Source organism: Aliiruegeria sabulilitoris, assembly GCF_001558155.1.
GTDB lineage: Bacteria > Pseudomonadota > Alphaproteobacteria > Rhodobacterales > Rhodobacteraceae > Tropicimonas > Tropicimonas sabulilitoris.
In genome coordinates this window covers 78,830-96,352 of the sequence record NZ_LOAS01000012.1, presented here as the reverse complement: position 1 = coordinate 96,352, position 17,523 = coordinate 78,830, and the positions used below count along the sequence as shown (strand labels likewise).

Sequence of the window (17,523 nt, the reverse complement as noted above, 5' to 3'; positions counted from 1 at the left end):
TGTGTTCTTTTCTGATCGAATATTGTATTTTTACGCGCCTTCCTCTACCTTTAAGGGAAGGAGGAAAGTTTCCTCTTCCCAAAACCAAAATTTTCGAACATTTTCGCGCCATGGCACAGAGCTTTCGACAAACCGACATCCTCGAACTTGCCCGGCAACAGGGAAAGGTCACGGTTGACGACCTGGTAGGCCGCTTCGGGGTCACCCATCAGACGATACGTCGCGACCTGACCGAACTGGCCGAGTCCGGCAAGCTGGAACGCGTGCATGGCGGCGCAATGCTGCCCTCTGGCGTCACCAATATCGGCTACGAGGACCGCAGGGACCTCAATACCGACGCGAAAGGGGCAATTGCCGCACTTTGTGCCGCGGCCATTCCAAACGACTGCTCTGTCTTCCTGAACATCGGCACCAGCACCGAGGCGGTCGCCCGGGCGCTGTTGCTGCATCGCAACCTGATGGTGATTACCAACAACATCAACGTCGCGAACATCCTCGTCGCCAATCCGGATATCAACATCATGGTCGCCGGCGGGATGCTGCGCCGCTCCGATGGCGGACTGACCGGCGCCCTGACGCGGGAAGTGATCGAACAGTTCAAGGTCGACATCGCAGTGATCGGTTGCTCGGCGCTGGACCATGACGGCGATCTGCTCGATTTCGACATCGAGGAAGTGCATGTCTCCCAGACGATCCTGCGACAGGCTCGTCAGAGCTTCCTGGTAGCCGATCATTCCAAGTTCCAGCGGACGGCCCCGGCCCGCATCGCATCGCTCGGCGAGATCGACAACTTCTTCACAGACCGCCCGCTGACAACCTCCCTCATACGGCTTTGTCGGGATTGGGGCACGGAAGTCGTGATGGGGTGAGCGCTCGATGTTGGAAGCCGCAACGCACTTCTGACTATCCATGGAAACATTGCTAAAAATTCTTGCATCTAATACACCAAATGGGGGCCGACGCCGGCTTCGCCATTGCGATCCTGCATTCGGGAATTTCCGGGTAAAGACAGGTATTGCCAAATTGGATATTCTGGGCCAGTTCGCCCCATCATTTGAGTGACATCTAATGAATGAGAGTTTGCGAAACAACCGAGCGACAGGAACCGCGACAGCAGGGCCCACCCGAGAGCAGGATAACGACGAAATCGATATTCTCGCCGTTCTCAACACTGTGTGGCGCGGAAAGTGGATTATCGGGTTTTGTGCTGCAGTGGGCGTTCTGCTCGGCGGTTACCAAGCTTATGTACGCTCTGTCCCGATGTTTCGGGCCCACACGGTCCTTGCGGCAGAAGAACGAACAGAACAATTCAGCCCCATCGAATCCATGGTGACAGGGCTAGCGATCAGCGATTATGGGGGCACACAAACCGAGATCGAGATCCTCCGCTCAAGAAAGCTCGGGCACATGCTTGTCGACAAGCTGGACCTGATGAACGCCCCCGAGTTCGGAGCGCCAACCGAGGACGAGGTAGATAATCCGACTTTCTCTCTCAAGGCCACGATACGTTCTGGTCTGAAGGCCATTTTTGGCGTCGAAGAAACTGCTCCCGAAGCCCCGCTCAGCGATGATGCGATCCGTGAGAATGTCGTCTCGGCGGTTCTGGGCGCCTATACCATCGAGAACATCGAATACACGCTCGTTTTCAACATCGAAGCGGTCTCGGAATCGCCCCAGATGGCCGCGCTGCTGGCTGACAGCCTGGCGGAAGTCTACATCGAAGATCAACTGGAGCGGAAATTCGCTGCGTCCGAACACGCCCTCGTCTGGTTGTCCGACCGCGTTGCGGACTTGCGTTCGGACCTTGAAGCCTCCGAGGGAGCGGCGAAGAACTTCAACGCCTCCATCGACCTCGTCAGTATCGAGACGCTCGAAGGGATGAACCGACAACTCAAAGAGATGCGCGACAGGGCAGACGCCAAGCTGCGCGAGAAGCAACGCGCGCTGGAGCAACTGTCCGCGCTGGAGCGGGCCGTCGAAGGCGGCGAGAGAGAAAAAATTCTTGCTATCGCCAATGATGCCCTCCTCACTAGGGCGGCTCAGAATGTCGACGAGGGCCGCGCGACCGAAGCGTCCTTTGACGCCCGCGTGGAACAGGTCGTCATCCGCAGTCGCCTAGAGGCTGCCCGACTGGAGGAGCAACATCGTGCGCTCGATAGATCCGCGACCGAACTTGCGGCATCCGTTGAACAGCAATCTGCGGATCTGGTTACACTTCAGCAACTGGAACGGGAAGTGGAAGCCAATCGGCTCCTCTATGAGAGCTTCCTCGTCCGCCTGCGTGAAATCGCGATCCAGCAGGGCATCGAGCAAGCGGATGCGCGGGTGATCTCACAAGCTGTCGCTCCGCGAGCGCCCTTCAAACCCCGGCGTTCCATGATCCTGTTTCTCGGCTTGGCTGCGGGCAGCTTTGTGGGGATACTCATCGTTCTTCTGCGCGAGTTGATGCATCGGGGTTTCCGCACGGCCCGCGACCTGGAAACGACGACGGGTTATTCGGTCTTGGGCCAGATCCCGCTCATGAGCCAGCGCCGGCGATCCAGACTGATCGAGTTCATCGTCAGCAATCCGACATCGACCTCGGCAGAAGCGACTCGGAACCTTCGCACATCGATCGAGTTGTCCAACCTGGACAATCCCCCGAAGATCATCATGCTGACCTCCTGCGCACCGGGCGAAGGCAAGACGACGACGTCGATCACACTGGCGCATCACTATGCGGCGCTCGGAGGAAAGGTGCTGCTGCTGGAAGGCGACATTCGCCGCCGCGTGCTGAACCAGTATTTCACGCTGAAGGACGACAAGGGATTCGTCTCCGTTCTCTCCGGCGAGGCAGAACTGAAGGACGTCATTCTCAGGGACGAACGCCTCGGCATCGACGTCATGCCCGGCGAGAACGCCTCGGTCAGCGCAGCGGACCTGTTCGCCTCCGCAAAGTTCGGTGAGTTGCTCAAGGAACTGCGCAACACCTATGATCAGATCATCATCGACACACCGCCGGTTCTCGTGGTGCCTGACGCGCGCTCCATTGCCCTTCATTCGGATGCCGTGATCATGGCCGTCAAGTGGGACAGCACCCCGGCAAGCGTTGTCCAGCAGGGGATTGCGGCAGTCTCTTCGGGAAATACCAAGCTCACCGGCCTGATCCTGACCCATGTGAACCCCAAGGGCATGCGTCGCTACGGTTATGGGACTGATTACGGCGCGTATGGCTACGCCAAGAGCGGCTATTACCAGACCTCTTGAGGGCGACAGAAACGGGTACCGTTTTCCCGCCGCCCTGCGCCGATCTTGACCTTGATTGGCAACTGGCATAGCGTCCGTGCGGTCCTGCGCCCCTGCTGTAATACAGGGACAAGAGCAAGAAAGGGGCGATAAAGTTTCTGCCGAAATCTCAGCCTCAAGGCGGCCTTGCGACCGGCCTGACACTCCGAACCGGATTGAATTGAGCAGAACGAATCCTGCCGCCTTGACAGCCTTCTGGGCATCGTTGTGGAATTCCACGGCTGTTTCGTCACTTCGAATATGTATGTGACCAGCCAGACCCGGCGTTACGGGTAGAAAAGGATAGCGCTCGTGTCTGTTCAACGTATCGGAAATTACGAAGCGGGTGTTGGCCGTTTGACGCCTTTGGACTGATAGCGGTTCAAGAGCCATTTCCATGCAAATCCGTCCCGTCATCAACATCACCGGTTATCTGGCCATGGTCATGGGCGTGTTGATGCTGGTCTGCGGCGTCGTCGATGCCTTCGGCGGACGGCAGTCCGGGCAGGTCTTCTTTCTCGACGGCCTGATCGTCCTTCTTCTGTCAACCTGTGTCGTTCTCGCGACGACGGTCGGATCCATTCGGTTCATGGATCGCAGACAGGCCTTCCTGCTGACCACCCTCGTCTGGAGCGTTCTGCCAGCCGTCGGCGCCGTTCCGTTCGTTCTCGGCATTCCGCATGCGAGCCTCGTGGATGCCTATTTCGAAGCCATGTCGGGGATGACGACAACCGGCTCCACGGTCTTTCACGGCCTTGAAGATCTGCCCCATGGCGTGTTGCTCTGGCGCGGCATCCTGCAATGGCTCGGCGGCCTCGGAATCGTCATCGTCGCCATGATCTTTCTGCCCGCGATGCGTGTCGGCGGGATGCAGTTCTTCCTGACGGAAGGCTTCGACACATTGGGCAAGATCATGCCCCGCGCGATGGACATCGCCATGTCGCTGCTGGGCGTCTATATCCTGCTGACCCTGGCCTGCCTGCTCTCCTACATGGCGTTCCACATGGACCCGTTCGACGCGACCGTCCACGCCATGACGACCATTTCGACCGGCGGCTTCTCGACGTCCGATGCCTCCTTTGCTCCCTTCAAGGGCCCGCTGGAATATGTTTCCTCCGCCTTCATGATCCTGGCCAGTTTTCCCCTTGTCCGCCTTGTCCAACTCATGGGAGGGAGGCCGAGTCACCTGTTCCGGGATCCGCAGGTGCGCGCCTATATTCAACTGTTGGTCCTGTGCTGCGGCCTGCTCGTACTCTACCGTATGGCGCTGCATCAGGGGACGTTCCCGGATGTCCTGCGCGAAACCGTCTTCAACGTGGTGACGCTTTTCTCCGGAACCGGCTATGCGAGCGAAGACATTACTCGCTGGGGTGGCTTCGCGCTGACGATCGTTTTTATCGCCGGATTGATTGGCGGATGCACGGGATCGACCGCCTGCTCCGTCAAGATCTTTCGCTGGCTTGTCCTGTGGCAAAGCATCAAACAGATGTTGCTGCAGATGCGCTCTCCCAGCGCTGTCATCCCGCTGCGCCTTGCCAACAAGCGTCTGGAAATGGACGTGATCGATTCCGTCATGGCGTTTTTCACCTTGTTCATCCTGACGCTCGGCTTGACTTCGGTCGGAATTGCTCTGACCGGCCTGTCCTTCCAGACATCGGTGACCGCGGCCTGGACCTCGGTTGCCAATATCGGACCTGCCTTCGGCGAAGCGGTGGGCGCCTCGGGGTCTCTGGAAGCGTTCCCAGCCACGGCCAAGTGGATCATGATTTTCGGAATGCTGGCCGGGCGCCTCGAGATCCTGTCTCTCTACGTGCTTTTTACCCGCCGTTTCTGGACGGGCTGAGCACGGCCCGCGGCACCTTCTTCAGCTTGGGAACTCGCCTCTCCCGCTCTGGCCAACTGCCTTGTGACAGAATCCTTCTCTCAAGGCTTTCGGATCAGGTTCGTCCAATGTGCGGGAAATGTGGAGAGAGAGCCTGTGCCCCGTTCAGCCGCGCCGAAATCCGGTTCCGCCCACCTTGCAAACGCGCCCACATCCACACCTTAGATATCTGATATTTATATACTATACCTCCACCGCCCCGCTCATCCCTTCGATGTCGTTTTCTTCCGCAACTTCCTGATATCTCCACAATCACCGACGAGATTGTCGTCACCGGATGGCAATCCCGGTCGCCGCACAGTTTGGAAGGAGAACATGGTTACCCGAACGGCAACGGCCAGAATGGTACGTCACAGTCCCGCCTCCCATCCGCGAATTGGCGCCGATAAAGGTGTCTTCGCCGATTGGGAGCACGGTTTGATGTGGAGCCGGCGTACCTGCGGCGCCTGCATGGATTGGTTCGCCGCGCTGGATTGGGTCAATCGTCAGAACGCTCTGTATCACTGCGGCTTCAGCGACTGGCGGCTTCCCAATTCCTGCGAGCTTACCTCGCTATCGGCCGGTCACCTCGCGCTACTGGACGAGATCGTCCCAACCATCGAAACGAGAGCACAAGATTGCGAACCGGGCAATTCACCGGTTTCTCCCAGAAAACTCCGAAGCGTCACCACTCACAACGGGCTCTCAAAACGGGTTGAAGCAGACGGTAGGAACGTCGCATCGACCACGGAGCCAGAACTTCGGAGCTTGGTCGGGGTAGGTGGTGGTTTCCGTGCCACTTCCGCCATCTACCCCGGATCCGATCCCATGACGTCCCGGATCACACGCTTCTATCGCCACGTGCCGATGGTGCGTAACCCGCAGCACCGGGCCTGAGGCTTCTTCCGCCAAGTCAGGAATGGACCTGCTTGCCTTTGGACCGCCCAGCTGGAGATTGCTTGGTGCTTTGGCCTCAAGGTGCTTTCCGCAGGCCTGAACGGAGCCGGTCGCGTCCAAACTGGGAGAAGGTTTTCCCTTGCGGGCGGGCGCTCCGATATTTTCAATCCCGGCACACATGCTGGCTTTCGTCGATCCCCTCGACGGAGCATAGAGACGCGCGCTGAGCGTCAAGCCGTTCGCAAATGCAACGGTCTTGAGCGGTAGCGGATATGACTGCCGTGCCGCCTCGACATGAACCGGACCCTGCCTGACCAAACCGGACTGGAGATCAACGTCCTATCGGTGCTCCACCTATTCCCGATCATGAAGAAAGCCCGGATCGCTTGGCAATGGGCCGCGATTGAGGGGATGATGTCGGATGGCAATCCCGCCATCTGACCGGGACAGCCGGAAGACGTAATGCATGGCATCGACTACTCCGCCCATGGTTGTCAACTCGGCCCCATTCGCAAACAGGTCCAGTGCGATCTGATCACCAAGGGCAAAGACGAACTGCCGATCGAGGCAATCCGGCCGGTTCGCTTCAACTGTCTCGCAAAACCGACCTGTCCCCCTCAACGGCATCGCCGCGGCCTTCCCTAGCAATCCGGATTTCGCCGGCATGTCTTCCCCCGCTTGCGCGCTGTTCCGATCAGAACTCAGACCAACTCCCGTCGTCTTCCGCTGCCGGTTCTGGAAGGTTGGACATGTACCTGGCGCTGTTTACGATCGCTGCCCCGCGAGATTCGGGCTTGCGTGAAACTGGGACATCCGGACGACGATGCCTCGCCATGGCCACGACATTCTCACCGCCGAGACGGAAGCTCGCGCTGTTGCGATCAAGTTCTACAGCCTGTGCCTGCAACGAGGAGACGGCGGCTGTGGTTTCTTCGAACATCGCGGCATTCTGCTGCGTCACCTGATCGAGCCTATTGACCGCTGTTGTGATTTCCGCGAGCGCTGTCGATTGCTGCGTGGAAGCGTCTGCAACCGCTTCGACCAGATCGTTCAGGGAGGTCACCATTCCGGCGATTTCCTGAAGAGCCTCGCCGGAATTCTTGACCAGTGTGACGCCGGCATCGACTTGCTCGCCGGAAGTCGCGATCAACTCCGCGATTTCCTTGGCGGCTTCAGATGAGCGCTGCGCCAGCGCACGGACCTCGGAGGCAACCACCGAGAAGCCACGTCCTGCGTCTCCCGCGCGGGCGGCTTCCACCCCGGCATTCAACGCCAGAAGATTGGTCTGGAAGGCAATGTCGTCAATGACATGGGTAATCTTGGAGATTTTCCCGGAGCTTTCGGCGATCTCTGTCATTGAAGAGATCGTCTGCTCGACAACGACACGCCCGGCTTCGGTCTGCTCTCGCGCCTTGACCACGGTGCTTGCGGCCTCATGCGCGCCCTTGCTGGAGTTCTCAACCGAAGCCGAAAGCTCCGTGATTGCCGCTGCGGTTTGCTCAAGCGACGCTGCCTGGGATTCGGTTCGCCGACTCATCTCCGTAGCGGCATTGTTCAGTGTTTCGCCCTCCATGGTGATGGTTCGGGACCCGTCCACGATCGCCCGGACGAGGGTCGCGATCCGTTCGACCGCATCGTTGAAATCTCGGCGAAGTTCTTCGTAATCCTCGGGAAAAACCTCTGCAATACGGGCGCTGAGATCGCCTTTCGACATTGCCCGCAAGGAGTTCGACAAAGAGGCCACGACCTGCGCTTGCTCCGCCCGTCGCGTTTCCCGTTCCGCTTCCACCATGGCATGCTGTTCGTCGCGTTCGGCGCGTTGCCGAGCTTCTTCCTCGCGGCGACGTTCGGCCTCCTTTGCCTGCTGCTCGTCCATCTCCCGCTTCTGCTTCACAGATTCTTCGCGCTGACGGGCAAGCTCGGCTTCCTGCGCTGCCTGTTCTTTCTCCAGTTGCGCGCGCTCGACCAGTTGCTGTCGGAACACGTCGATGGACCGGGCCATCGACCCCAGTTCACTTCGCGCTGCGATGTGGGGAACATCTGTTTGCAAGTCACCCTCTCGCATCGCGGACATCCGATCGACGAGGCCAGCGAGCGGGCGAGCAATGCTCCGGACGATCCCCCAGCTTATCGCGATCAGGAGCAGGATTCCGGATCCGAACGCAATCAGCGCCACGTTGCGCACCTGCGCAATCTGAGCTTCGATATCCTCGATATAGGAGCCCGTGGCGATCACCCAGCCCCAGGGTTCGAAGGCTCGTGCGAAACTCAGCTTGGGACGAAGGGAACCCGATGTGTCTCCCTTGCGCTTGGCGCTGTAGGAGACGAAACCGCTGCCTTCCGCCTTCGCGACGGCCGCGAGTTCGACATAGACCCTGACGCCGTTGGGATCGGTAAACCCCTTCACGTTCTCTCCGCGCCGCGAGGGATCGCGCCCATGCGCATGAAGGGTGAGCCCCTCATCAAACGCAAAAAGATAGTTCCCGCCGTCGTAACTTGCGTTGTTCACAACGCGGATGCCCTGCTCTTGTGCTTCCTTTCGAGACAGCTTTCCGGCCTTCACCGCCTCGTCCAGCGCCACCAGTTGACTGACCGTGACATCGACGACGTCCCGCAGATGCAGTTCCCTCAAGGCATAGCTGTTGCGCAGGGTTATCGCGTTGATTGCCAGGCCAATCGAGATTGTAATGAGCACCGCCGCAACCACGATTGCATAGATGCGAGTTCCGATTCCAAACTTGGGCTTACCGGACATAGGGGGGCTCCGCTGTAGCTTCGCGGTCCGTTGTCCCCATCACTTCTCAAGATTTCTCTAACTTCGCCCTGTTGCGACGCATTTTATCTAATTGGCGGGAACGAGGATGGCAGCGCTGAAGCTGCCGCGACCGTCAGTGCGCCCGGAGACCGGGCAAGGCAAAGACGCGAACCGCAGAAGGTTTCTTTTGCCGATCATGCCGATACTGTCCTCGGTCCGCGCCCCTGCGAGTTGCACGAAAGAAATGATACGGCTTTGCAGGATATTCCAGAAGCCCCGCTGGCGGCCGCCCGCGCCACGATCTGCGATCGACCGGGATGGCCCGGGATGGCCCGGGGTTGGTTGCCCCCTCTTGTTGCGCAGCAGGTTACTGGGGGCATTCCGACGCCAAGCAAGTGGTCGCCAGACATTCGAACATGTCTGGCGACGGATCGTTTACGGGGCCGAATCCGTCACTTGAATGCGCAGCCTTCCTTCAGGCCAAAGGCCTTGAAGATCATCGCGGCCGGGCAGAAGCCGGTAAAGGCCGACTGGATCATGTTCACGCCGATGAAGACGGTGAACCAGACCCACAGCGGGTGGACGAGAATGGTGAGCAGAACGCTCAGCAGGATCATCACTCCGGCAAAGGCCAGCACGGCACGGTCGAGCGTCATCTTTCAGAACTCCTTGGTCATATCGCGAAATGCGTCGCGTTTCAGAAGCAACATGATGGTTTCCGATGTAATATTCAAGTTTCTGAAACTGTCCTTTGGCCAGCTTAGCGCCGCGCCGCCGACACCATCAGCGAGAGCAGGAAGAACACCGCCGCGACGCAGACAATGGAGGGGCCCGTGGGCGTGTCGGCCCGGTAGGAAAGCGCGAGGCCGCCCAGAGCCGAGAGGCTGCCCAGCACGCCGGCCAGCAGAGCCATGGCTTCGGGGCTTCGCGAGAGCGAGCGGGCCGTGGCGGCGGGGATCACGAGCAGGGCGGAGATCAGCAACACGCCAACAACCTTGATCGCGATGGCGATGGTCAAGGCGAGGGCGAGGGTCAGGATCATCTGTTCGCGCCGTGGATCGATCCCGCTGGAGGTGGCGAGATCCGGGCTGATGGTGGAGGTCAGAAGCGACGACCAGCGGCGCAGGACCAGCAACAGGATCGCCGCGGCCCCGCCCCAGATGATGGCGAGATCGGGGACGCTGACGGCGAGGATGTCGCCGAAAAGGTAGCCCATCAGGTCTACCCGCACACCGCTGAGGAACGATACTGCTACCAGTCCGAAGGCCAGCGCGGAGTGGGCGAGTACCCCCAACAGCGTGTCGGTGGCAAAGCCGCGACCGGACAGCGAGGAAACGATCAACCCCATGGCCAGCGCAGTGGCCAGCACGCCGCCGAAGACAGGGATCTGCAAGGCAAGCGCCAGCGCCACCCCCAGGATGGCGGCATGCGCGGTCGCATCGCCGAAATAGGCCATCCGGCGCCAGACCACGAAACAGCCCAGGGGGGCCGCGGCAATCGCCGTGCCGATCCCGGCCAGCGCGGCGCGGATCATGAAATCGTCCAGCATCAGATAGCGTGGTCCTCGTGGTGGTGATCCAGCTGCGGGTGATCGTGGTCATGCGCGTGATCATGAGTGTGGCGATAGAGCGCCAGCGCGCCCTTGGTGCCGGTTCCGAACAATGCCCGGTATTCCGGCGCCGTGGCCACGATCTCGGGCGTGCCGGAACAGCAGACATGGCCATTCAGACAGATCACCCGATCCGAGGCGCTCATGACGACGTGCAATTCGTGGCTGACCATGAGCACGGCACAGTTCAACTCGCGGCGTACCGCTTCGATCTGTCGATAGAATTCGGCCGAGCCGCGCTGGTCGAGCCCTTGCGTGGGCTCGTCCAGCATCAGGATATCGGGCTTCTCGAGCAGGGCGCGGGCCAGCAGGACCCGTTGGAACTGCCCGCCGGAGAGCGCCGACATCTGCCGGTCATGCAAGTCGGGCAGCCCCGCATATTCGAGCGCATCCTTGATGGCCTTCTTCGAATGCCGGGTCGGCAGCTTGAGAAACCGCGCAACCGTCAGCGGCAGGCCGGGCTCGACATGCAGGCTCTGCGGCACGTAGCCGATGCGCAGCCCCGGCTTGCGCCGGATCCTGCCAGCGCTTGGTTGGATGGCGCCGATCAGGGCGCGCAGGAGGGTCGACTTTCCGGAACCGTTGGGGCCGACAATGGTCACGATCTCGCCGGGCCGGATCACGAAGTCGACGTCCCGTAAGGCGACATGCGCGCCGCGCTTCACCTCCAGCCCTTTGGCGTCGATCAGAGGAGATGTATCTGTCATGGCTCGCGTTCTTCCCGGCAATCGGCACACAACCCTTCGGCCTCGATCAACATGCGTTCGATCTGGAACCCGGTCGCACCGGCAATGGTTTCCGGAATTCCCGCGCTCGGCAGCGCCGTGGTTTCGGCCACCTTTCGGCATTCCCGGCAAATCAGGAAGGCGGGCACATGGGTCTCGCCCGGATGGCTGCAGGCGACGAAGGCATTCAACCGTTCGATCCTGTGGGCAAACCCGTTTGCCACCAGGAAATCGAGCGCGCGATAGGCGGCGGGTGGCTGCGCGCCCAGCCCTTCGCCTTGCAGACGTTCCAGCACCTCGTAGGCGCCCATCGCCTTGTGTTCTTCCAGCAGGATCTCCAGCGCGCGCCGACGTACCGCGGTGAAGCGCAGCCCGGCATCGGCGCAATGCCTTTCGGCGGCGCGGATCGCCGTCGCCACGCAATGGGCGTGATCATGCCGAACGAATCCAAGGGTTTCCTCTGGATCTGCGGAAGATGACATCTGGCTCCCGATTTCACTTGATGTGTTATAACATAACACTTACGACATGTGGACCGAAAATGAAAGGCCCCCGGATGCGCTTGACTATCCTGACCGGCACAACCGCTGCAATCGCGTTCTGTTCCAATGCTCTCGCCGACGTTCCGAATGTTGCAACGGATATCGCTCCCGTTCATTCCCTTGTGGCACAGGTCATGGGAGATCTGGCCACGCCAGATCTGATATTGCCGCCTGGCGCCTCGCCACATGGGTACTCCCTGCGCCCTTCCGAGGCACGCGCATTGGAAAGGGCCGATATCGTCTTCTGGATTGGCGAACCGCTGACACCCTGGCTCGAGGCGCCGCTAGCTACACTGGCTCAAGGGGCGCTTATCGTCGAACTTCTGGAAGTGCCGGGAGCCACGATCCTGCCATTTCGCGAAGGGGCGGATTTGGGAGGTCATGACGACCACGACGAAGCTCATGCGGATACGGAAACCGCTCACGGGGACGATCACGACGCAGAGGCGGAGCATGATCACGAAGGCATCGACCCGCATGCCTGGCTGGACCCGCGGAACGCCATCGTGTGGACAGGGCTGATCGCACAGACCCTGACCAAAGCCGACCCGGAGCACGCCGCGCAATATGCGGCGAATGCCGAAGTGACCATTGCCGGGCTGGAAACCCTCACGCAGGACATCTCCGACCGCCTTGAGCCGATGCACGGGGTTCCCTTTGTCGTCTTCCACGATGCCTACCAGTATTTCGAGCAACGGTTCGATCTGCCCGCCCTTGGGGCAATCTCCTTTGGCGACGCGACGGACCCGGGCGCGGCACGTGTGGCCAGCATTCGCGACCTCGTGCGGGACAGCGGAGTATCTTGCATCGCGGCCGAACCGCAGTTCAACCCGTCTTTGATCAAAACCGTAGCCGGCAGTTCCGGGATTCGGACCACCGTGCTGGATCCGATGGGTTCGGCCCTGGAACCCGGGGCGGACTTCTACAGCAGCCTGATCACCGGGCTGGCTGATTCCCTCCTTGATTGCCGTTAGGCAATCCCACGAAATGAAAGGAAATTTCCTCACGGCGCAATCTGGGCTGAAAAAGTTTCACGCCGTGGCCCTTCGGTCCGCCAGCCATCTGACAAGAACCGCAAATTTCCTGTGCAGACCACGACAAGCTGGTGATCAAACATCTAGCGAATGATGAATCCAGCAGCATCTCGTCCCCTCAAGGTCATTGCCAAGCCTCAAAACGCTTGTTTTAGTTCTGGTCAACAGGTGCGCGACCAACAAGCGTTCCAACAGACCAACAGGAGCTGCCTTGACCGAGACAGCAGAATCAAACGTTGCCTCTTTCGTGGAGTTCCGCAGCGTACAGAAGAGTTACGACGGCGAAACGCTTGTCGTGAAAGATCTCAACCTCAAGATGCCCAAGGGCGAGTTTCTGACGATGCTCGGTCCGTCAGGTTCAGGCAAGACCACCTGCCTTATGATGCTGGCCGGCTTCGAGACCGCCACACACGGCGAGATCCTGCTCGACCACCACCCGATCAACAACATTCCGCCGCATAAACGCGGCATTGGCATGGTGTTCCAGAACTACGCGCTGTTCCCGCATATGACGGTGGGCGAAAACCTCTCCTTCCCGCTGGAAGTGCGCGGGATGGGCAAGTCCGAGCGCGAGAAAAAGGTCATTCGCGCACTCGAAATGGTGCAGATGGGAAGCTTCGCCGCCCGCCGCCCGGCCCAACTCTCGGGCGGCCAGAAACAGCGGATTGCGCTCGCCCGTGCGCTCGTTTTCGAACCGGAACTGGTGCTGATGGATGAACCGCTCGGCGCGCTCGACAAGCAGCTGCGCGAGCATATGCAATTCGAGATCAAGGCGCTGCACGAACGGCTCGGCATCACCGTCGTCTACGTGACGCACGATCAGTCCGAGGCACTGACCATGTCGGACCGGGTGGCCGTGTTCAATGATGGCGTGATCCAGCAGCTTGCCCCGCCCGACGAGTTGTACGAGCGGCCACAGAACGCCTTCGTGGCCGGCTTCATCGGCGAGAACAACAAGCTTGAGGGCCGGATCGAGGAGATCCATGACAACAAGGCTCTGGTGCGGCTGAAGACGGGCGAGCTGATCGACGCAACGCCGGTCAACGTGACAAAGCCGGGGCAAGACACGCTGGTTTCGATCCGACCCGAGCGGGTCGAGTTCAAGCCGGAGTTCTTCGACGAGGGCGCGCATATGATCGAGGCGGAGGTGCTGGAGTTCATCTATATGGGCGACACGTTCCGCACCCGTCTGCGCGTTGCCGGTCATGACGATTTCGTCATGAAGTCGCGAAACATGATGGGCCAGCGCCGGCTGGAGCCGGGCGAGAAGATCCCGATCAGCTGGCACATGCAGGATGCCCGCGCGCTCGAAGATGACAACGCACTCTGATCCAAAACTCGTCACACTGGCGCAATCCGGGCAACCGGGCTGGGACGTAGAGTAGCAAGTTTAACCAACCGTCGGGCGACGAACGCGCGACACAAACTATCCTGACAGGGAGACGCAAATGAAAAAGACCTTGATCCTGACCACGGCCCTTGCGGGCTTCGCCGTTTCGGCGACCGCCGAGGAGCTTACCGTTATGTCCTGGGGCGGCGCCTATACAAAATCCCAGGTCGAGGGGTATCACAAACCCTTCGCCGAGAAGACCGGCGTCAAGGTGGTCTCGGTCGATGCCGACAACCCGGCGACGCCGATCAAGGCGCAAGTCGAGGCCGGAAACGTGACGATTGATGTCGCGAGCGTGGAATTTGCCGATGCCATCAGGCTCTGCGATGAAGGTCTTGTGGTGGAAATCGACCACGCCTCGCTGCCGGCGGCACCCGATGGTACGCCCGCGACAGAAGACTTTCTGCCAGGCACGCTCACCGATTGTCTGGTCAGCACTGATGTCTTCTCGACGGTCTTTGCCTATGACACCGAAGCGGTCGGAGACACGGCACCGGATTCAATCGCCGACTTTTTCGACCTTGAAGCCTATCCGGGCAAGCGTGGGATGCGAAAGACCGCCAAGGTCAATCTGGAAATGGCTCTGATGGCCGATGGGGTTCCGGCTGCCGAGGTCTATGGCCTGCTTGAAACCGACGAAGGCGTCGACCGTGCCTTTGCCAAGCTCGATGCCATCAAGGACCAGATCGTCTGGTGGGAAGCCGGTGCGCAGCCGCCGCAGTTGCTGGCCGATGGGGAAGTGTCGTTGAGCACGGCCTACAATGGCCGGATCTTCAACGCGGTGATCGGCGAGTCCCAACCGTTCGACATTGTCTGGGACGGGCAGGTCTATGAGTTCGAGGGCTGGGTGATCCCGAAGGGCGCTCCAAACCTCGAGAACGCTCTGGAGTTCGTCAAGTATTCGACCAGCACCGAGCCGCTCGCGCGAGCTGCCGAGTGGATCAGCTATGGTCCGCCGCGTCAGTCCTCCGGTTCCCTCGTTGGCATCTATCAGGGTGACGGCACGACCGAGATGGGCCCACACCTGCCGACGACAGCGGCCAACCTGACCAATGCGCTGGCATCGAATTTCGAGTTCTGGGCGGATCGCGAAACCGAGTTGAACGAACGTTTCAACGCTTGGCTTGCCAACTGAAGATAGCACTCGCCCGCCCCGACCATCCGGTCGGGGCGGGCTACCGATGAACGCCGCATCCTATGGATGCGCCCACGGGATAAGCGCCAATGTCCGACGCCGCCACCGCTCCGGAACTCCTGACCACCGCTGATGGCCGTCCGCTCAAATCGGCACTGGCGCATGCGCAGGCCCGCAACAAGCGCCGCGCATTCTATCTTGTCCTGCCCCTGCTGCTTTTCGTGGTCATCACGTTCCTGATACCGATCGGCCAGTTGCTGACCAAATCGGTGTACAATACCGGTTTCTATTCGTGGAAGGACCGCGACGCCGGCGTGTCCATCCCGCTGATGGTCGAGTTGCGTGAATGGTTCGACGAAACCCCGGCCGATGCGGAGCCTGACGAAGCTGCCTTTGCCGCGCTTGTTGCCGGCCTCGTCCATGCGCGCGAGACAAAGTCCATCGGCCAGATTGGCACCCGTATTAATTACGAAGTGTCCGGCTCCCGCTCGATGTTCACCAAGTCAGCGCGCAAGGCGAAAGATCTCGTGCCGCCCTACAAGGAAGCGTTGCTGGAGGTCGACGAAGACTGGGGGGATCCAGAACTCTGGGGCGCGATGCGCAACGCCTCCAAGGTGGTCACGCTGGACTTCTATCTATCCGCGCTCGACAGGACCCGCAACGCCGACGGCGATATCGTCAAGGTCGACGAGGAGCGCGCCGTCTACGTGCTGCTCTTCAAGCGAACACTGGTGATGTCGGCGCTGATCACATTCCTCACCTTCCTGCTCGGATTCCCTGTCGCGCACCTGCTGGCCACGCTGCCACTCAGGCATTCCAACCTATTGATGATCTTCGTTCTCCTGCCCTTCTGGACCTCGTTGCTGGTACGAACGACCTCCTGGATCGTGCTGCTGCAGAGCCAGGGCGTGGTGAACGACATCTGGGTCTCGCTCGGCCTCATCTCCGATGAAAGCCGGCTGCAGATGATCTACAACCAGACCGGCACCATCATCGCCATGACCCATATCCTGCTGCCCTTCATGGTGCTGCCGCTTTACTCGGTCATGCGCCCGATCGACCCGAGCTACGTCCGGGCTGCCCGTTCGCTCGGCGCCACCTCCTGGACGGCTTTCCGCCGGATCTACATGCCGCAAACCATTCCGGGCATCGGCGCTGGCGGGCTTCTCGTCTTCATACTCGCGGTCGGATACTACATCACGCCGGCCCTTGTCGGTGGTTCCACCGGTCAGCTGATCTCGAACCTGATCGCCTTCCACATGCAGAACTCGCTCAACTGGTCGCTTGCCGCTGCGCTGGCTTCGCTGCTGCTCTTCGCGGTCCTGCTGCTCTACTGGCTCTACGATCGCCTGATCGGCATCGACAACCTCAAGCTCGGATAAGGAACGCGCACATGGCCCTGCCGACATACGCCACCCCGCTCGAGCGCGTCTGGTACTATACCTACCGCACTCTCTGCGCGGCAATCTTCCTGTTCCTGATTGCGCCGATCCTGATCGTGATCCCTCTCAGCTTCAATGCCGAGCCCTATTTTACCTTCACCGAGAAAATGCTCAGCTTCGATCCCACGGGATATTCCACGCGCTGGTACGACCTGCTGCTGACATTCGGCATGGGGAAACCCGACGCCGTCCGGGATGCAGCCTGGTGGTCCGATGTCTGGCAGAATGCCGCCTGGGTGAACGCGGCCAAGAACTCCGTCATCATCGGATTCTTCTCGACGCTTCTGGCAACGTTCCTTGGAACCCTCGCCGCGCTCGGCCTGTCGCGTCCCGAAATGCCGTTCCGGCGGGTCATAATGGCGATCCTGATCTCGCCGATGATCGTCCCGATCATCATCACCGCGACAGGGCTGTTCTTCTTCTACTCGGCCACAGGGCTTGCCAATACCTATCTCGGCATCATCATGGCGCACGCGACGCTGGGCATTCCCTTCGTCATCATAACCGTCACGGCCACGCTGGTCGGTTTCGACAAGACGCTCAACCAGGCAGCGGCGTCCCTGGGTGCCAACCCGACGACCACGTTTTTCAAGATCACCATGCCACTGATCCTGCCCGGCGTCATATCGGGGGCGCTCTTTGCCTTCGTGACGTCTTTCGACGAAGTCGTGGTCGTCCTATTCGTCGCCGCCCATGACCAGCAAACCATCCCGCGCCAGATGTGGAACGGCATCCGCGAACAGATCTCGCCGGCAATCCTGTCGGTGGCAACGATACTCGTCATCGTCTCTATCGCGCTTCTGACGACAGTAGAGCTTCTGCGGCGGCGGTCGGAGAGGTTGCGGGGCATCTCGCCGGGTTGACCGGAG

The 17,523-nt window shown here is 60.3% G+C and carries 15 protein-coding genes; 9 read left to right on the top strand and 6 right to left on the bottom strand.

Going from position 1 to position 17,523, the window contains the following annotated elements:
- The first annotated feature begins 110 nt into the window (after nt 1–110).
- From AX756_RS12820 to AX756_RS25140, 4 genes are all read left to right on the top strand, one after another.
- The gene (locus tag AX756_RS12820; RefSeq protein WP_068311861.1) at nt 111–869 is read left to right on the top strand and encodes a DeoR/GlpR family DNA-binding transcription regulator; all 759 of its coding nucleotides are present in this window, start codon (nt 111–113) and stop codon (nt 867–869) included.
- 199 nt (nt 870–1,068) lie between these two features.
- Entirely contained in the window at nt 1,069–3,246 is a 2,178-nt protein-coding gene (locus AX756_RS12815; protein WP_082739089.1) for a polysaccharide biosynthesis tyrosine autokinase, read from the top strand.
- A 415-nt stretch (nt 3,247–3,661) separates the two neighbouring features.
- Entirely contained in the window at nt 3,662–5,107 is a 1,446-nt protein-coding gene (locus AX756_RS12810) for a TrkH family potassium uptake protein (protein WP_068311855.1), read from the top strand.
- Between the two features lie 354 nt (nt 5,108–5,461).
- Complete coding sequence (locus AX756_RS25140; protein WP_082739088.1) at nt 5,462–6,022, top strand: Lcl domain-containing protein; 561 nt, start codon at nt 5,462–5,464, stop codon at nt 6,020–6,022.
- 354 nt (nt 6,023–6,376) lie between these two features.
- Here AX756_RS25140 and AX756_RS25650 read toward each other — a convergent pair whose 3' ends face one another.
- The 6 genes from AX756_RS25650 to AX756_RS12780 form a co-directional block, all read right to left on the bottom strand.
- On the bottom strand, nt 6,377–6,688 hold the full coding sequence (locus AX756_RS25650) for a hypothetical protein (protein WP_156461488.1): 312 nt from the start codon (nt 6,686–6,688) through the stop codon (nt 6,377–6,379).
- 28 nt (nt 6,689–6,716) lie between these two features.
- Nucleotides 6,717–8,777 carry a methyl-accepting chemotaxis protein gene (locus AX756_RS12800; RefSeq protein ID WP_068311850.1) on the bottom strand — a complete coding sequence of 687 codons (2,061 nt, stop codon included), beginning with the start codon at nt 8,775–8,777 and terminating at the stop codon, nt 6,717–6,719.
- Between the two features lie 452 nt (nt 8,778–9,229).
- Nucleotides 9,230–9,433, bottom strand: coding sequence for a YgaP family membrane protein (locus AX756_RS12795; RefSeq protein ID WP_068311847.1), 204 nt, complete (start codon nt 9,431–9,433; stop codon nt 9,230–9,232).
- Nucleotides 9,434–9,537: 104 nt separating this feature from the next.
- Complete coding sequence (locus tag AX756_RS12790) at nt 9,538–10,326, bottom strand: metal ABC transporter permease (protein WP_068311844.1); 789 nt, start codon at nt 10,324–10,326, stop codon at nt 9,538–9,540.
- Complete coding sequence (locus tag AX756_RS12785) at nt 10,326–11,093, bottom strand: metal ABC transporter ATP-binding protein (RefSeq protein ID WP_068311841.1); 768 nt, start codon at nt 11,091–11,093, stop codon at nt 10,326–10,328. The genes AX756_RS12790 and AX756_RS12785 overlap by 1 nt, the downstream gene beginning before the upstream one ends.
- Nucleotides 11,090–11,593 (bottom strand): Fur family transcriptional regulator, encoded by a 504-nt coding sequence (locus AX756_RS12780; protein ID WP_068311838.1) that lies wholly within the window; start codon nt 11,591–11,593, stop codon nt 11,090–11,092. The genes AX756_RS12785 and AX756_RS12780 overlap by 4 nt, the downstream gene beginning before the upstream one ends.
- Before the next feature lie 74 nt (nt 11,594–11,667).
- On the opposite strand from AX756_RS12780, the gene AX756_RS12775 reads away from it, so the two are divergent.
- The 5 genes from AX756_RS12775 to AX756_RS12755 all read left to right on the top strand — a co-directional run bounded on the left by AX756_RS12775 (nt 11,668) and on the right by AX756_RS12755 (nt 17,517).
- Nucleotides 11,668–12,627, top strand: a complete 960-nt coding sequence (locus AX756_RS12775) for a zinc ABC transporter substrate-binding protein (RefSeq protein WP_068311835.1) — start codon at nt 11,668–11,670, stop codon at nt 12,625–12,627.
- Nucleotides 12,628–12,898: 271 nt separating this feature from the next.
- A complete protein-coding gene (locus tag AX756_RS12770; RefSeq protein ID WP_068311832.1) occupies nt 12,899–14,017 on the top strand; it encodes an ABC transporter ATP-binding protein in 1,119 nt (372 codons plus the stop codon).
- Nucleotides 14,018–14,135: 118 nt separating this feature from the next.
- Nucleotides 14,136–15,212 (top strand): ABC transporter substrate-binding protein, encoded by a 1,077-nt coding sequence (locus tag AX756_RS12765; protein ID WP_068311828.1) that lies wholly within the window; start codon nt 14,136–14,138, stop codon nt 15,210–15,212.
- A gap of 89 nt (nt 15,213–15,301) precedes the next feature.
- Nucleotides 15,302–16,594, top strand: coding sequence for an ABC transporter permease (locus AX756_RS12760; protein ID WP_068311825.1), 1,293 nt, complete (start codon nt 15,302–15,304; stop codon nt 16,592–16,594).
- Between the two features lie 11 nt (nt 16,595–16,605).
- A complete protein-coding gene (locus AX756_RS12755; protein WP_068311822.1) occupies nt 16,606–17,517 on the top strand; it encodes an ABC transporter permease in 912 nt (303 codons plus the stop codon).
- Nucleotides 17,518–17,523: the final 6 nt, after the last annotated feature.

Excerpts from the sequence above, each read along its gene's own strand:
- AX756_RS12760 (WP_068311825.1), top strand. The coding sequence starts at position 15,302 with ATGTCCGACGCCGCCACCGCTCCGGAACTCCTGACCACCGCTGATGGC.
- AX756_RS12765 (WP_068311828.1), top strand. The coding sequence starts at position 14,136 with ATGAAAAAGACCTTGATCCTGACCACGGCCCTTGCGGGCTTCGCCGTT.
- AX756_RS12785 (WP_068311841.1), bottom strand. The coding sequence starts at position 11,093 with ATGACAGATACATCTCCTCTGATCGACGCCAAAGGGCTGGAGGTGAAG.
- AX756_RS12800 (WP_068311850.1), bottom strand. The coding sequence starts at position 8,777 with ATGTCCGGTAAGCCCAAGTTTGGAATCGGAACTCGCATCTATGCAATC.
- AX756_RS12775 (WP_068311835.1), top strand. The coding sequence starts at position 11,668 with ATGCGCTTGACTATCCTGACCGGCACAACCGCTGCAATCGCGTTCTGT.
- AX756_RS25140 (WP_082739088.1), top strand. The coding sequence starts at position 5,462 with ATGGTTACCCGAACGGCAACGGCCAGAATGGTACGTCACAGTCCCGCC.
- AX756_RS12755 (WP_068311822.1), top strand. The coding sequence starts at position 16,606 with ATGGCCCTGCCGACATACGCCACCCCGCTCGAGCGCGTCTGGTACTAT.
- AX756_RS12790 (WP_068311844.1), bottom strand. The coding sequence starts at position 10,326 with ATGCTGGACGATTTCATGATCCGCGCCGCGCTGGCCGGGATCGGCACG.
- AX756_RS12815 (WP_082739089.1), top strand. The coding sequence starts at position 1,069 with ATGAATGAGAGTTTGCGAAACAACCGAGCGACAGGAACCGCGACAGCA.
- AX756_RS12780 (WP_068311838.1), bottom strand. The coding sequence starts at position 11,593 with ATGTCATCTTCCGCAGATCCAGAGGAAACCCTTGGATTCGTTCGGCAT.
- AX756_RS25650 (WP_156461488.1), bottom strand. The coding sequence starts at position 6,688 with ATGCCGGCGAAATCCGGATTGCTAGGGAAGGCCGCGGCGATGCCGTTG.
- AX756_RS12820 (WP_068311861.1), top strand. The coding sequence starts at position 111 with ATGGCACAGAGCTTTCGACAAACCGACATCCTCGAACTTGCCCGGCAA.
- AX756_RS12810 (WP_068311855.1), top strand. The coding sequence starts at position 3,662 with ATGCAAATCCGTCCCGTCATCAACATCACCGGTTATCTGGCCATGGTC.
- AX756_RS12795 (WP_068311847.1), bottom strand. The coding sequence starts at position 9,433 with ATGACGCTCGACCGTGCCGTGCTGGCCTTTGCCGGAGTGATGATCCTG.